Annotated in this window: 12 protein-coding genes; 6 read left to right on the top strand and 6 right to left on the bottom strand. The window is 38.4% G+C overall.

Annotated features, from left to right (window positions below; genetic code table 11):
- Nucleotides 1–4 precede the first annotated feature (4 nt).
- Together CTN07_RS16850 and CTN07_RS16845 are read right to left on the bottom strand one after the other, a co-directional pair.
- On the bottom strand, nt 5–826 hold the full coding sequence (locus CTN07_RS16850) for a MerR family transcriptional regulator (protein WP_005304841.1): 822 nt from the start codon (nt 824–826) through the stop codon (nt 5–7).
- A 21-nt stretch (nt 827–847) separates the two neighbouring features.
- Nucleotides 848–1,795: a YbgA family protein gene (locus CTN07_RS16845; protein ID WP_005304839.1), complete on the bottom strand. Its 948-nt coding sequence runs from the start codon at nt 1,793–1,795 to the stop codon at nt 848–850.
- A 313-nt stretch (nt 1,796–2,108) separates the two neighbouring features.
- On the opposite strand from CTN07_RS16845, the gene CTN07_RS16840 reads away from it, so the two are divergent.
- From CTN07_RS16840 to CTN07_RS16825, 4 genes are all read left to right on the top strand, one after another.
- Nucleotides 2,109–2,816 carry a response regulator gene (locus CTN07_RS16840; RefSeq protein ID WP_036765980.1) on the top strand — a complete coding sequence of 236 codons (708 nt, stop codon included), beginning with the start codon at nt 2,109–2,111 and terminating at the stop codon, nt 2,814–2,816.
- A gap of 14 nt (nt 2,817–2,830) precedes the next feature.
- Complete coding sequence (locus tag CTN07_RS16835) at nt 2,831–4,168, top strand: sensor histidine kinase (RefSeq protein WP_005304834.1); 1,338 nt, start codon at nt 2,831–2,833, stop codon at nt 4,166–4,168.
- 88 nt (nt 4,169–4,256) lie between these two features.
- Complete coding sequence (locus tag CTN07_RS16830; RefSeq protein ID WP_005304831.1) at nt 4,257–5,930, top strand: phosphoethanolamine transferase; 1,674 nt, start codon at nt 4,257–4,259, stop codon at nt 5,928–5,930.
- Nucleotides 5,931–6,029: 99 nt separating this feature from the next.
- Nucleotides 6,030–6,428: a glycine zipper family protein gene (locus CTN07_RS16825; RefSeq protein ID WP_036765591.1), complete on the top strand. Its 399-nt coding sequence runs from the start codon at nt 6,030–6,032 to the stop codon at nt 6,426–6,428.
- 112 nt (nt 6,429–6,540) lie between these two features.
- Here the strand turns inward: CTN07_RS16825 and rlmF are convergent, their stop codons facing one another.
- Nucleotides 6,541–7,539: a 23S rRNA (adenine(1618)-N(6))-methyltransferase RlmF gene (gene rlmF, locus CTN07_RS16820; protein ID WP_005304818.1), complete on the bottom strand. Its 999-nt coding sequence runs from the start codon at nt 7,537–7,539 to the stop codon at nt 6,541–6,543.
- A 216-nt stretch (nt 7,540–7,755) separates the two neighbouring features.
- Between rlmF and CTN07_RS16815 the strand changes: the two genes are divergently transcribed.
- Nucleotides 7,756–8,850, top strand: coding sequence for a transporter substrate-binding domain-containing protein (locus tag CTN07_RS16815; RefSeq protein WP_005304816.1), 1,095 nt, complete (start codon nt 7,756–7,758; stop codon nt 8,848–8,850).
- Between the two features lie 347 nt (nt 8,851–9,197).
- Here the strand turns inward: CTN07_RS16815 and viaA are convergent, their stop codons facing one another.
- Both viaA and CTN07_RS16805 read right to left on the bottom strand, forming a co-directional pair.
- Nucleotides 9,198–10,655 carry an ATPase RavA stimulator ViaA gene (viaA, locus tag CTN07_RS16810; protein WP_005304814.1) on the bottom strand — a complete coding sequence of 486 codons (1,458 nt, stop codon included), beginning with the start codon at nt 10,653–10,655 and terminating at the stop codon, nt 9,198–9,200.
- A 28-nt stretch (nt 10,656–10,683) separates the two neighbouring features.
- Nucleotides 10,684–12,336 carry an ATPase RavA domain-containing protein gene (locus CTN07_RS16805; protein WP_005304812.1) on the bottom strand — a complete coding sequence of 551 codons (1,653 nt, stop codon included), beginning with the start codon at nt 12,334–12,336 and terminating at the stop codon, nt 10,684–10,686.
- A gap of 491 nt (nt 12,337–12,827) precedes the next feature.
- Between CTN07_RS16805 and CTN07_RS16800 the strand changes: the two genes are divergently transcribed.
- Nucleotides 12,828–13,697: a GGDEF domain-containing protein gene (locus tag CTN07_RS16800; RefSeq protein ID WP_005304810.1), complete on the top strand. Its 870-nt coding sequence runs from the start codon at nt 12,828–12,830 to the stop codon at nt 13,695–13,697.
- 93 nt (nt 13,698–13,790) lie between these two features.
- Here CTN07_RS16800 and CTN07_RS16795 read toward each other — a convergent pair whose 3' ends face one another.
- Nucleotides 13,791–14,645: a sulfurtransferase gene (locus tag CTN07_RS16795; protein WP_005304808.1), complete on the bottom strand. Its 855-nt coding sequence runs from the start codon at nt 14,643–14,645 to the stop codon at nt 13,791–13,793.
- Between the last annotated feature and the right edge of the window lie 25 nt (nt 14,646–14,670).

Below are 14,670 nucleotides of genomic sequence, written 5' to 3'. Positions count from 1 at the left end.
GTACCTATAACTCACTTGTTTTAAAATCATTGGCATGAATCACTCGTAGACTGTCAGCTAAGATCATGGGAAACGCAAACGCTTGGTTAACAGCTATCAATTCTTGCAGTTGAGGTGTTGTTAGCTTGTTTTCACCTACCACTACACAGGCTTTCCATGGCAAAGCGGTTAACGCATCCTGAAACCCGGTAAGTTTATCTGAGATGCTTACTAACGTAGTGACAGCGTAACCTTGATAAGTCAATAATAATGCCTTTATCCATATCAATTCCGATTGCTCAAAGCTTAATAACAAACATCTTGGCGCTTTGGGTTTAACCGCTTTTACCATAACCTCATTACAGCATCGCGTAATCACGCCTTGCCAAAATGCTGACTGGATGCCTTTTAAAGGATTATTAGTATCTGCTATACGGCAGTGAATCGGCATTAATACTTGATTTACTAACATATCAAATGGATAAATTTTCATATTCTCAAGCAAAATTTTACTGAGTTTATGACCGTCCAATTTCTCAACTTCCGCCATCATCGAGTCAATTAATTCATGATGAAACTCTGTTGTTGCTTGTTCTCTTGCTTGTCCTTGAGTCTCTAACAACGGTTTTACTTTACCGATAGAAACCCCTTTTTTTAGCCAAGAGACAATCTGACGGATCTTAACAATATCGTCATGGGTATAGAGCCTATGTCCCTTTGGTGTTCTTTGCGGAACAATTAGGCCATATCGACGCTGCCATGCACGAAGAGTTACACTATTAACCCCTGTGATCTCAGAGACTTCCCCTATGGCATAACGTTTTTCTGTTTGGTTTATTTCTGTCATAACGCGTATTTTATTTGTTTGTTACAAGGCATAACGCAAACGTAAGTTTTCCGGATATGGGTTTAGATACGCTTGTGATGCTAAATATTCGTCTGGATAAAGAGACAAATGATGGTTAATTAAAGTCAGCGGAGCAATCAGAGGTAAATCTCCACATCGATAACGCATGATCAACTCTCGAAGTTCTTCTTTCTGTTCCTTGTCCAGTTCACGCTTAAAGTAGCCCTGAATGTGCAGCAGAACATTCGTATTATTTTTTCGACTTGCGATATGTTTGATTGCATCCATAAAGCGTTGACGGTATTCCACAAAGAAAGCATCAAGATCATCCCACTGCGATACTTCTGCAACAAATCGACCCAATTCCTGATAAGCGGGCTGTGAATGAGCCATCAAGCAAAGCTTATATCGAGAGTGAAACTTAATAATGGCTTTAGCGGTGATCCCTCCCTTAATGGCTTGATAGAGATCATGTAAGGCGTAAACACGAAAGATAAAATTCTCTTTAAGATAAGGATCATTTAAACGGCCATCTTCTTCGACCGGGAGCCAAGGCATGTTTTCCATCAATATTTGAGTAAATATCCCTGCGGTGCCACCTGGTACGGTATTGCCATTTTCAATGTAAAGTTTGACTCGCTCCATGCCGCAAGTCGGTGATTTAGCGCAAACAATATAACCACATAAATGTTGAAGTCTTTCTGTTTGAGCTTGAGCAAACTCAGTCATTTGATCGGTAAAATCCATCGAGGCATCTTTTGTTGCGACTAGCCTAATTTGCTCTTCATACTGTAGTAATCGAATAGTTTGACGAGGCACAGGCATCCCGATACCAACTTCGGGGCAGACAGGTACGAATTTAACATATGAGTTCAATTCTTCTGCAGCAAAGCGGCTGCGCTTATGGCCTCCATCAAACCGAACCTTATCACCCAGTACACATGCACTAATACCAACTGGAATATCCATACCTCACCTCGTAAAACTTATACATCCTTATTTATTTGTACAACATGATTTCAAAAAACGCCAATTATTGTACAAAAAAAATATCCGTATAAGTTTTGGCTCAGCTATGGGTTATTATCTGAATGAATTGGTTAAATATTAATAACAATCAACAGAAAAGATAAAAAAAACCAGCCTCATATTGCCAGAATGTATAAATCAGTTTAATTTTATCCAAATAAATGATTAAGAATTCTTAGTCATACACGATAGGGATATCACGAATAACAAAATGGCAACACACAACCACAATCATCTTGGCTGTATAAGAACCATGACAGAGACCTATTCACTTTTAATTATTGAAGACGATCTTAAACTGCAACAAATGTTAGCAGATTACTTCCTCACGCAAGGATTTACAGTACAAACACATTCTGACGGTAATGGAGCCATTGAGCTGATCGAGTCTAGCAATCCAGATATCGTCTTATTAGATTTGATGTTACCCGGTAACGACGGTTTAACCATTTGTCGACAAGTTCGAGGAAAATATCAAGGCAAACTCATGATGCTTACTGCAAGCAATGATGATTTTGACCATGTTGCAGCGTTAGAGATTGGTGCTGATGACTATGTCGTTAAACCGATCAAGCCACGCGTTTTACTGGCTCGTATGCGTATGTTACTACGCAGAGCAAAAATTCAACCAGATACTCCAGTTAATCTCAACGTACTAACCTATGGGAACCTAACACTTCATAAGAATCGTAAATTATGTGAGTTCTCAGGCCAGAAAATCTGTATGACAGACAGTGAATTTGATTTGCTATGGCTGTTAGCAAGTTCTCCTGATGCACCATTATCACGTGATTTTTTAACTAAAGAATTACGTGGCATTGAATATGATGGAATTGACAGAACCATTGATAATAAGATTGTGAGTCTACGGAAAAAGCTGTTAGACGATTCTTCAACACCACAGCGAATTATTACCGTTCGTGGTAAGGGCTATCTATTCGTTCCAGATACGTGGGTATAACAGGGCCTCTTATGATGCGTCGCTTATATATTGAATCATTTATTGGCCTTATCGTGTTATTTGGCCTGAGTCTTTACTGCTATGAAGTCATCATCTACCGTTGGAATACAGATTATGACTATGTACTAGAAGATTATGAAGCTGAAGCTCTACACGATTTAGTTGATAATATTTATCACAATGAAGGCTCAAAAGCGGCGTATCTTGCGATTGAAAAATACGCAACCAAAACCCGACAAACGTTAACGGTTCACACCAAGGACGCGCTTCCTGAAGACGTAAAATCATTCTTTTTCACTACAGCACCACAAAGCTACACCTACCATGATGACGATCGGATCCTTTGGTTTCGATTAACTTTATCATCCGACTTCTATAGCTTAAAACCTAATTTTGATACTCCGTTACGACGAGCGATTGATTTTGATGACAACATGGTTTGGGTGTTCTTTATGGGAGGATTTGCACTCTATAGCATTTTATTTATCTGGTATCTAAGCCGACGAGTCCGATTATTAGAAAAAACGACCTTAGCCTTTGCTCATGGTGAGTTTGCTGCACGAGCTCGAACTGAAAGCCGATTTCGTGTTGGCACGCTAAATCAAAGTTTTAATTATATGGCTGATAAAATATCAAATCTGTTAATCAGCAATAAAGCGCTAACTAATGCGATAGCTCATGAACTTAGAACACCTATTTTTCGGATTCAATGGCAAGCAGAACTTCTTGCTGACAGTGTTAAAGATAAAGAGATACAACAAAAAATAGAGAGTATTGTTGAAGATACTGAAGAGATGGAGTCTATGGTTAATGAGTTACTCTATTATGCGAAAGTAGAACAACCTGACACAGAGCTATATTGCCAAGATATTGTTTTTAATCAGTATCTTAATGACATGTTACAAAACTGGGAAAAAACAGCACAAAGCAAAATCACCTTAAAAACCCCGTTTAAACAAAATATTGTGTCTTCTATTGATACTCAATTGTTTAAACATGTGCTGAATAATTTAGTCAGCAATGCCAGTCGTTATAGTAGAAAGCATATATTAGTTACTCTTTCTCAAGAGCGAGATTCTGTCTTTATTACGGTTGAAGATGACGGCCCAGGGATACCAAATGAGCACTGGCCCTACTTATTTGACCCTTTTTATAGTGCAGATCCAGCACGTAATAAGGCGCAGTCCGGTTTTGGCCTAGGTTTAGCGATAGCCAAACAAATTGTTGCACGACATAAAGGCCAAATTACAATCGGAGACAGTGCCTTATTAGGTGGTGCTAAATTTACTGTGATACTACCTATAACCTGTCAGTGTGATCCTATATTAGATAGACCCAATATATCTAAGTGACAATTAAATACAGTATCATGACAGATAATCAGGGAATAAGCCTCTAAGTTAGAGTAATAACAATACTTAGCGTCTATTCCCTATTATTATGATCAAACCTTCACTTTCTTATTCAAAACTCATTCTGTTACTGGCTATTTATTTTGGCTTAGTACTTAATATCCCGCTCTACAAAGAACTCTACTATTTAACGCGAAATCAAGCCGTTATTCACTGGGGATTTTTAGTCTCGATCCCTATTTTTGTCATTAGTGCATTAAATTTGTTATTTCAGCTTTTTGCTTGGCCAAAAATAACCAAACCCTTTTTTGCTCTATTATTACTTCTATCCAGCATCATTAGTTATGCTTCTTTTCAGTACCGCACCATCTTTGATAGTGAGATGCTACGTAATTTAATGCAAACATACTCAGGTGAAGCGTTTGCCTATATTAGCATGTCATCCATTGTTTGGATTATAGCCTTTGGTGTTTTTCCTACCCTTGTTTTATTCATGACTCACATTAAACCAGTAAATAATCTGTGGGTATTTATACAACACAAATTACTGTCTATGGGTGCAAGTGCGCTTCTTGTCATTATTATTAGCGGGTTCTTCTATCAAGATTATGTCTCTTTAGGTAGAAATCACAGTGAAGTAAGAAGGTTAATCATACCGACGCACTTTGTATACAGTGCTAATAAATACATCAAGCAAACCTATTTCTCTCCACCAATGGTTTATAGAGAAATAGGTACTGATGCGAAACAAACAGACAAAGCGTTAGCAAGGGCTAAAGAGAAACCGAGCTTAGTTATTTTGGTCGTTGGCGAAACAGCAAGAGCACAAAACTATCAATTTAATGGCTATCACAAAGCAACAAACCCTTTTACGAGCCAACAAGATGTCATTTTTTATCCCAATGTATCAAGTTGTGGTACAGCGACTGCAATATCAGTACCTTGTATGTTTTCAGCTCTTAATAGAGACAATTACAACCATGATATTGCTAACAATCAAGATAACGTTCTTGATGTCTTAAAACGCGCCAACATTGATATATTATGGAAAGATAATGATGGTGGAGATAAAGGTGTTGCTCGCCATGTTACTTACCGAGAAATTAAACCAAATGTAAACAATCTAAACTGTAATGGTAGCAGTTGTTTTGATATAGCATTACTCGGTAATTTAGATAAAGAGATCGATAACATGCAAGGTAATCGTTTGGTTGTTTTACACCTAATAGGCAGTCATGGACCAACCTATTATCAACGCTACCCGAAAAGCCATGAGATCTTCACTCCTGTATGTGCACGAGCTGATATTGAGAAATGCACAAGAGAAGAGATCACTAATACCTATGATAATACTATTGCATATACTGATTACGTGATCAGTCAGTTGATTAACCAACTAAAAGCAAAAGGCTCATCATATAATACAGCTCTATTGTATCTTTCTGATCATGGCGAATCTTTAGGAGAACATGGCTTATATTTACATGGCATGCCCTATCAACTCGCTCCTCGCTATCAAACAGAAATACCTATGATGTTATGGCTATCTCAAAGCTTCAGTACGGAAAATAATTTAGATCCTAATTGCTTAGAAGAGCAAGCCAAACTTTATCATTATTCACATGACAATTTATTCCACTCATTGCTCGGTTTATTCTCAGTTCGTAGCGAAGTTTATAATAAACGTCAGGATATTTTTGCCCAATGTCAAAATCGCCTACCAATTGATTACAATAAGTTACAACAATCAGACAGTCTCTAAAAATAAAACACAGTACATTAAGGCCATCAAAAATATGATTATTTCGAGCTGGCTAAATGGCTTAGCTTGAATAGATAAACAAATAACTAGAAGACAAACATGACAACACAACCTAAATTTATATTCCCCCTTTTTGCAGCTGTTTTACTTTCTGCTTGTGCTTATAACCAAAAACCTGTTGTTGATATGGAAGGCGTAAATCAAGAGCAATATCAACAAGACTTTACTTACTGTCAAGGTTATGCCGAACAAGTAAGTAAAGGTGAAGCCGCTAGAGTTGCAGCAATTAATACTGCGGTTCCAACAGCAATTATGGGTGCCATCGCAGGTGGTATTGGTAACGGTGTTCAAGGTGCGTTAGGCGGTGCTGTCGCTGGTGGTACTATGGGAGCTGGTGTTGGTGCTTTTGGTGGTGCAACCTCAACCACTGAAACTCAGGCGTTAGTGCTACGTCAGTGCCTAAAACAAAAAGGCTATAAAGTTTACGATCTAAGCTAAAGCTGACTTACTGAAAACAAAGGGGCCAATTGAGGCCCCTTTTGTATTTATGTATTTATGTATTTATGTATTTATGTATTTATCTTTTATAAATTCTAGAGTACGCGAATGTTTATGCCCAGCGCGCTTTTGCCCATGCTTGCTGTGCCTTTTCGGGTAAAAATGTCCAAGCGACAATACGGGTTATTTTTTGCCCTTGGCTCATTTCAATAGTTTTAACATCAGCCGCTTTTATTTCTTTTAAGGCCTGATAAACCAACGGAAGTGTCTCTTTTTTAGAAACCAGAGTCGTAAACCACAAACACTGAGCCGAATGTTCAGCACTTTGTTTTATCATTCGTTGGATAAATGCCGCTTCACCACCAGGGCACCATAATTCGGCTTTTTGTCCACCAAAATTTAGTACCGGCTTTGAGTTATTATTGTTTGCATCTACCTTGATACCAGTACGCTTTTTAGTATTTGCGGCAAGATTGCGTACCTTGCGTTCAGAGCCTGCTGTCGCCTCTTCTAACGAGCTATGAAACGGCGGATTACACATAGTAAAATCAAACAAGTCTGTCGGTTTAATCATATTGGTATAAATACAATTAGCATCTTTTTGCAGTCGAAGTTGAATCTGCCCTTTTAAGCTTGCATTACTCTCAACAATAAATTTTGCTGATTTGATTGAAATAGGATCAATGTCTGCAGCTGCAAATTGCCAACCATAGACGCGATGACCTACGATTGGATATACACAGTTTGCTCCAACCCCAACATCTAAACCTTTAATACGCTTTCCTTGTGGGATCTTACCATTATTGGATGCCGCTAAAAGATCGGCTATATAGTGCAAATAATCAGCACGTCCCGGTATTGGTGGACATAAAAAACCGTCAGGGATATCCCAAAAGTCAACTTGGTAAAAATGCTTTAATAGTGCTTTATTAAGAGCTTTTACAGCCATTGGATCAGAGAAATTTACCGATAAGTCACCATAAGGGTTTTTAGCAACAAATTGCGATAACTCAGGCAATGCTTTTGTTAGTTGCGGAAAATCGTAACGTGCGCGATGAGGGTTACGTGGATGTAAGCCCTTTTTAGGTGTAGTTTGCTTCTTTGATGACATGAAAGGTTCCTAAACCTATGACCGTAGATATCTTAATATTTTACCTACTAAATGGTCATACATCACGATTTGATGAGTAATTGTCTAAATAAAAACCATTAATGAGTTAATAACTACGCAAGATCACAGTGACGTTGTCACAAAAAACAGAGTCTTATTTATATCTTATACTTATCTATAGAAATACCGCCCAATAAAAATCATAAGGGGTATGCTATGGCAACAGTTCAACATCATAAAAGGATCTTATATCTTGTTATTCTTGCTGTGTTCGTGTTGATTATTTTTCCTACTAAAACCTACAGCCAAGATAAATTAGTTATTGCAACCTATCACTGCCCCCCTTTTGTGATACATCAACCCGATGGCAGTTATGAGGGATTAAGCATATTACTGTGGCAACGAATAGCCGAAACGTTAAACATTGAATATCAGTTCGAACAACACAGCCTAAAAGAGCTGTTAACCGCAGTTGAAACAGGTAAAGCTAATGTGGGTGTTTCTTGTATCTCAATTACCCCAGAGCGCGAACGAGTAATTGATTTCTCACATTCCTTTTATGAAACCCATCTCGCCATAGCGGTAAAAAAGCAAGGATACTGGCAATCCATTGTTTCTATTTTTACAAATACCAGGCTACTCATGGTATTAGGATTTGTCTTTGCTTGCGCCTGTTTTGTAGGAGGTATTTACTATTTGCTAGAACATAAAGTGAATGACAAGCTCTATTCAATGAAATCAACCCGCTCTCAATTAGTAGAAGGCTTTATACTTGGCTTACTGTTTATCACGAAAGGTCCATTTAATTACTATGAGTTTAAAACATTAACAGGGCGAGTCATTACGGTGTTACTGGCTGTTGCAACTACGCTGTTTATTGCCAGTATTACCGCAGTTCTTACCAGTACATTCACTTTAGGGCTTATCAATAGCGATATAAAAAGCCCAAACGATCTTGCTAATGTTTCAACAGGGGCAAAACAAGCCTCTACCTCATCGTTATTTTTAACCAATCACAGTATTGTTCACACAACTTACCCAACTGTTGAAGACTATCTAACCGCTCTGGATCATAAAGAAGTCGATGCCGTTGTTGGCGATGATGCCATTTTAAAATACCAGATCAAAATAGCAAAAGAACGAGGTCAATTTGAGTCTCTAATTGTCTTACCTTACCAGTTTGAAAAACAAAACTATGGCTTTGCTCTTGAAGAAAATAGCCCATATGAAGAAGAGATCAATCGAGCGTTGTTAGAGTTTAGGCAGAGTAATGAATGGAGGCAGGCTTTATTAAAGTATTTTGCCCATTAATAAGCATCTAAAATTTGATGTCCAAAGCCCTTAGAGCTAACTTCTAGGGGCTTTGGATAAAATTATGATAAGAACTATACCCAAGTAACCTCAAGATGCGAGGTTCAGCGAGAATAATTTGGTTTACAGGCAAGGCAACGATTTGAAGATCTAGTGGCTCTAAATTAAAAATCATTAACGCAGTATGTGAAGCAAATTAACTCGCCCTTTGGGAGCGTGTCACAGACACAATTTCATCGTCAAACAATTTGGAAATAGCGAGCTATTACACTGCATTGTTTGTCTTGAACTTGAATCAGTGACAACGCTCTGAATCCTGCAGCTTGAAGTCACTTGGGTATACAATATTACTTCCAACGAAACAGTTTGCCAAATTGACTAAACGTTGATGGATGATACGACCAGCAAAAGTCAAACATTTCCAGCAACTCTGGATTGCCATACTTTGACAGGCTCACGGCATGAAAACGGTTTCTCTGCTCTTTGAGTTTAGCAACCCGTTTTTGCATTTCTTCAGGCTGAGATGGGGCGATAAAATCAGAAAGAACAACCAAATCTGCATTTTTATACTTCTCACTTCCCATAAGATCAATTGATTGATCTAACACTGGAGCTAAATCTGTACCCCCGTGGAAGGAGTATGAAAGAAAATTAATCATCTCTTTCAAGCCATCTTGTTTAGTTAATTCATAGGTTATTTGTTGAGTTGAGAACATAATAACAAAGCAATCACGATCGTCTGCTAACGCTATTTGCATCAAACCATAAGCTAGCGCTTTCGCACAGTTTTCAGGAAAGCCAGACATAGAACCAGAGGCATCAATACAAACAATAAATGGTCCTTTATCCTGCTCAACCTGTTTTGATTGTCGTTTGAATGATTTGACCTTTCGAAGTTTACGATTAGTTCCTCGTACTCGATAATTCATCAAACGTTTATCGACTAAGTGTTTATAAAATACCACTTCTAGTTCAGGGTATGCCAAAAACATCGCTTCATTAGGTAACAACTTTGCTAAATCGTCACTTTCATGAATACCAACAATATCATCGGTGACATTGTCACTTTGTTCTTCCACCAGCTTGAGCTCTTCGACCTTAACGCGCTCTTTAGTGGGATCGTCAATTTCACTCGCCATTCGGCCTAACTTTTCAGCTATTTCCTGCAGGCCTTGATTCTTTTTCAAAAACTTTGCAATTGACTTCATGGTATCGACATCGGTGCGGGTTAACTTAGCTTTTGCCATATCCCACAGTCGACCAGCCCGCTTTTCATCCCCTTCATCAGCAACTTCTTTCATTTGCTGCATTGTTTCAATGCGTTGATATAAATCTCGGAGCAGCTCATCTTTTGCATCAGTTAGCTCAGACTCTTGTACATCTTTGAGTGCTTGAACAAGATGCTCATACCATTGATCGCAGAAATAGCGTTGAAACATTGGGTTATGTTTATGATGATCGGCATCAACCAAACGCTTGGCTTTAAAATAGAAGTTAGAGCGCCCTTCTAGACTTTTGACAATATCACCAGACTTTGCCAGAAAGGTTTCTTCATCCCAATCTTTTGCTTGTTCGTAAAACTTAAACTCTTGTTGAATATTTTCACTAATACTCACCTTAGATAAGTTACGAGTCATCTGAGCTCGCCATTTCAGCATCTGATTTTGAATGGATGCTTTAATACCAGGAGTGGCCTCTGCTGCCATCAACAATTGAGGGCGTACCATTATCTCATTAACCGCCGAGTCAATCATTCCCGACTCAGCTAACATTAAAGCAAGATTCAATCCTTCGGTTAACGGCATGCACCCTCCTTATCAAATAACATCATTCTCAAGAGAAATACTCTGAAAGCTGATTGATACGAAATGCATTTTTCTCAATACTCAACTTAAGTTCGTTCACTGATTCAACCGAATCATTCAAACTTTGCTCAATTAAAGCTGGAACTGAGATATTAATGAAGTTGTGCGGTAAAGCACCATGGAAACTGGCTCGGGACTTTTTAATATTATGGTCAGCATCAACCAGTTTTGCTGTTGCACTCTCAACCTTAGTTAACCATTCTTGATGCTGAGTTGCAGTTAACCCTTTTGTACCTGCAATCCCGACTAGAACTGAGCGATTTGCAATATCTTTAATAACTAAGCGTTGCTCCGCATCAATCTCAAACTGTAGACGACATAAATGAGTGTTTTTGTTTACATAGCCATACACATCACACTGTCCAGTTCGGATCTTCTTATCAAACTCTTCACCATCAACATAAACCCAGCGACTGTCACCAGGCTCTTGTTCTGATACAGATGGATTAGGCTCTAACATCACTAGTTTGATCATGCGCGGATTGTTATTAATATTAAATCGTTTGGCGGTAGCAAAATTGTACTTAAACCACTCTTTGCGCAAAGTGGATTCACGGGTAAACTTAATCGCGAGTTGTTGGGCAACATCACCGTTAACAGAATTGATAATGGTTTGAGCTTCATTCGCGTCTTGGGTAACGGCAACTTGGTTAAATGCTTTTTTTGTCGCAAACTCCGCCATAATTTGGTTAATCACATTTCTCGATTCAGGACTGCTCCATAAACAATCTTGCAGTAACAATAGATCAAGAGGATTAACTTCATGACGACCATTAAAGAACGCACTGGCTTTAAGTAAACGAATCGATTTTTTCCAACGACGGTCAGACACATACAATTCGTTATCAGCCAGCGACATCTCATCACTATCGCAATGCTTTTCTATCTGAGTTTTGATGTAGTAGATACTCTCAAATATCTCATCCGTTAACACAACATCATCAATTTGCTCTTGCCATGATGTATATTCTTCATCGGTAATGGCAAGTTTTGGATCCAGCTCTTGCAACGAAGGCCCATCCCCCATCAACATCGCTTTAAAATTCTGTTTTTCTTGAATACGATTAACGAATACACGCACTAACATTCGGTCATAGAGAGCATCTAGACCACTGTCTGCATCTGGCAATTCGTTAGAAGCGGTGATCAGTAGTCGCATTGGAACAGGCAATACATCTTGTCCGTTCTTAAAGGTTTTCTCATTCACTACCGTAAGCAGGGTGTTTAAAATTGCAGGGCCCGCTTTCCAGATCTCATCTAAGAAAACCACTTGGGCTGTTGGCAAGTAACCCTCAGTTAATCGTACATACTTACCGTTATCTTTAAGTTCTTGAATCGATAATGGACCAAAGACCTCTTCTGGCGTTGAAAATCGAGTCATTAAATAATCGAAGAAATGGCTATTATCAAAAGCTTGAATCAATCGTTTGGCAATTAAGCTTTTTGCGATACCAGGGGGGCCTAATAAGAAAACACTCTCTCCTGCTAACGCTGCAAGCATACAGAGTTTGATAGTCTCTTCTCGTTCATAAACGCCATTTGACAGTCCCTTAATTAATTTTTGGATGCGTTCTGATATCAGGGCATTATTTGTTGTTGTTCGATTTGCCATAGAAAACATATATCCAACCTCTAAGTATTCATTCCTTGCTAAACATTCATTGCGGCCTGTGCGTTGAATGTAACTGTTACAGCATTGTTAACCGAGTATATAGATCCTTTTTTGTAACTCAAAGATATCTATGCCAATTGTGCCAACAATCAATGTTTCCATTTATGAAATCGTTGTTGATCAGTTTTTATGACTTAGATAACTGATAATTCAATATTAGTATAATAAATACAGGTTGTTATGACTCAACTCTATTTTTTACTGATTTTATGTAGCGTCCGTTATTGAATATTTATTAGTTTGCAGAATAAGACATAAAAAATAGTTAAATAACACATTTATGCAGTGATTTTACTTAACTATTATTCGATCCATTCATCACAACTTTATAAAAAACAGGTCAATATACTGTATTTTCTCTCATATCTAGTATCAATAGATTGCTAAACCGGTGTCAGTTTGCAACCATATGCTCAATATAAACATAAACACATAATAATATGGGTACACTCTCTCAACTCTCTACACGCTTAATATCTATTGTCTGTATCAGCATTCTAGTTGCGGCATTCTTTATTTCTAGTGGAACATTAAGCGTCGTAACATCCATACTCACATTGGTCTTAATTATCATGCTATTACTGGAAGATTTCGGTAAGGCCATGAAGCTTCCATTGATTTTAGCCCTCATTTTGTACGGTTTCGGCGTCGCTATTGAAATACTAAATCAAGTTCCCGAACTTCGAGAGCATCCAGTACTTAAAAATACTGATACGGTTTTTGTTCACCTAGGTGTTTTTATGATCTGCTTTTGTCTTATTAAGCTATTACATCAGCGCCATAGCCTGATCAAAAAATTGAATATTCAGATAAACAAAGCCAAACAATTAGAAGGGGAATTAAGCAAGCAAGCGCTTCAAGATGATTTGACCCTTCTTGGTAACCGCCGCGCTCTGTTTCGTCGTTTTGATCAATTAGTACTAAAGCATGAAAAAGGCATGTTAGCCTATATCGATATCGATAACTTCAAGCAAGTTAACGACATGATGGGACATAAATCAGGAGATCATGTATTAGTTCAAATAGCGAAGATACTCGTTAAAACAGCACCAATAGGAAGCCATTATTATCGAATTGGTGGTGATGAGTTTGTTGTTCTATTTCCAACGGATGATGAAAAACATATTCGCGACTGGATTGATACCTTATATCAACAGACTGAAGAGTTGTGCCAATATTACTCAATCAATTTAAGTGTGGGTCTTGCCCCTTATCATCAAGGAAACTTAAGTGATCCTGACTCAATATTAGTCCAAGCTGATAGCGCAATGTACCTTGATAAATCGAAGAAAAAAATATCGATGCGCTAATACAAATAAACCAATAACGCTCCTGTATCCTAATATAACTACATGATTTAAAGATACAGGAGCGTTACTGTTTGTTTTCAGCTAATTTAGACTTTAATTCACTACTGGGTATTTCTCCACGGCTCCCCATTCACTCCATGAACCATCATAAACTGTCAAATTTTCATACCCAGCCAAATCTGCAGCTAAAGCCAAAATACAAGCAGTAACACCGGACCCACAGCTAAAAATTAATTGCTGATCCGCTGCGACAAGTGCAGAAAAGCGTGCAGACAACTCACTTGCAGGAAGCATACGACCACAGTTAAGTAATTCAGGGAAAGGAAGACTTTTGGCATTTGGCATATGACCACTGCGAACACCAGCTCTTGGCTCTGCAACTAAAGCATAAAATCGATCGGCTGGACGAGCATCAATAACAGAGACATTAGAGTTATTTAGCTTGGCATACAAATTATCAGCATCAATAACCCAGTTGTTCTGATACTGGGCATTAAATATCTTTTCCACGACAGGCTGAGGAGCGTCTGTTTCAAGTTCATAGCCGGCCTCAATCCAAGCAGGTAATCCCCCGTCTAAAACAGACACACTATCATGACCCATGACCTTGAACATCCACCAAACACGCGGAGATGAAAAAATCCCATGTGAGTCATACACAACAATATGTGAATGGTTATTAATCCCTAATTTTCCCACTTCTTGTGCAAACTGCTCTACTGTTGGCAGCATATGAGGAAATTCAGTATTTGGTGCAGCTATTTTCTGGTCAAAATCAAAAAACCGAGCTCCTGGGATACGCTGTTGCAGCCATTCCTGCTCACCATTACGTCCGGTGTTTGGCATAAACCAACTGGCATCTAATACCACAAGATTTTGATCCGTAATATGTTGTTTTAACCACTCCACTGTGACGAGTGATGAACTATTAGGATGACGCTTAACCATAGAACTCTCCCTCTCTGTCGCTATC

The sequence above is a fragment of the Photobacterium damselae genome, from assembly GCF_003026815.1.
Taxonomy (GTDB): domain Bacteria; phylum Pseudomonadota; class Gammaproteobacteria; order Enterobacterales; family Vibrionaceae; genus Photobacterium; species Photobacterium damselae.
Note: the sequence above shows the minus strand (reverse complement) of the source record. Positions and strands in the feature narration are given on the sequence as shown.

Bases quoted from the DNA above. Each gene is read 5' to 3' on its own strand.
- CTN07_RS16850 (WP_005304841.1), bottom strand. From the start codon at position 826: ATGACAGAAATAAACCAAACAGAAAAACGTTATGCCATAGGGGAAGTC.
- CTN07_RS16845 (WP_005304839.1), bottom strand. From the start codon at position 1,795: ATGGATATTCCAGTTGGTATTAGTGCATGTGTACTGGGTGATAAGGTT.
- CTN07_RS16840 (WP_036765980.1), top strand. From the start codon at position 2,109: ATGACAGAGACCTATTCACTTTTAATTATTGAAGACGATCTTAAACTG.
- CTN07_RS16835 (WP_005304834.1), top strand. From the start codon at position 2,831: ATGCGTCGCTTATATATTGAATCATTTATTGGCCTTATCGTGTTATTT.
- CTN07_RS16830 (WP_005304831.1), top strand. From the start codon at position 4,257: ATGATCAAACCTTCACTTTCTTATTCAAAACTCATTCTGTTACTGGCT.
- CTN07_RS16825 (WP_036765591.1), top strand. From the start codon at position 6,030: ATGACAACACAACCTAAATTTATATTCCCCCTTTTTGCAGCTGTTTTA.
- rlmF (WP_005304818.1), bottom strand. From the start codon at position 7,539: ATGTCATCAAAGAAGCAAACTACACCTAAAAAGGGCTTACATCCACGT.
- CTN07_RS16815 (WP_005304816.1), top strand. From the start codon at position 7,756: ATGGCAACAGTTCAACATCATAAAAGGATCTTATATCTTGTTATTCTT.
- viaA (WP_005304814.1), bottom strand. From the start codon at position 10,655: ATGCCGTTAACCGAAGGATTGAATCTTGCTTTAATGTTAGCTGAGTCG.
- CTN07_RS16805 (WP_005304812.1), bottom strand. From the start codon at position 12,336: ATGTTTTCTATGGCAAATCGAACAACAACAAATAATGCCCTGATATCA.
- CTN07_RS16800 (WP_005304810.1), top strand. From the start codon at position 12,828: ATGGGTACACTCTCTCAACTCTCTACACGCTTAATATCTATTGTCTGT.
- CTN07_RS16795 (WP_005304808.1), bottom strand. From the start codon at position 14,645: ATGGTTAAGCGTCATCCTAATAGTTCATCACTCGTCACAGTGGAGTGG.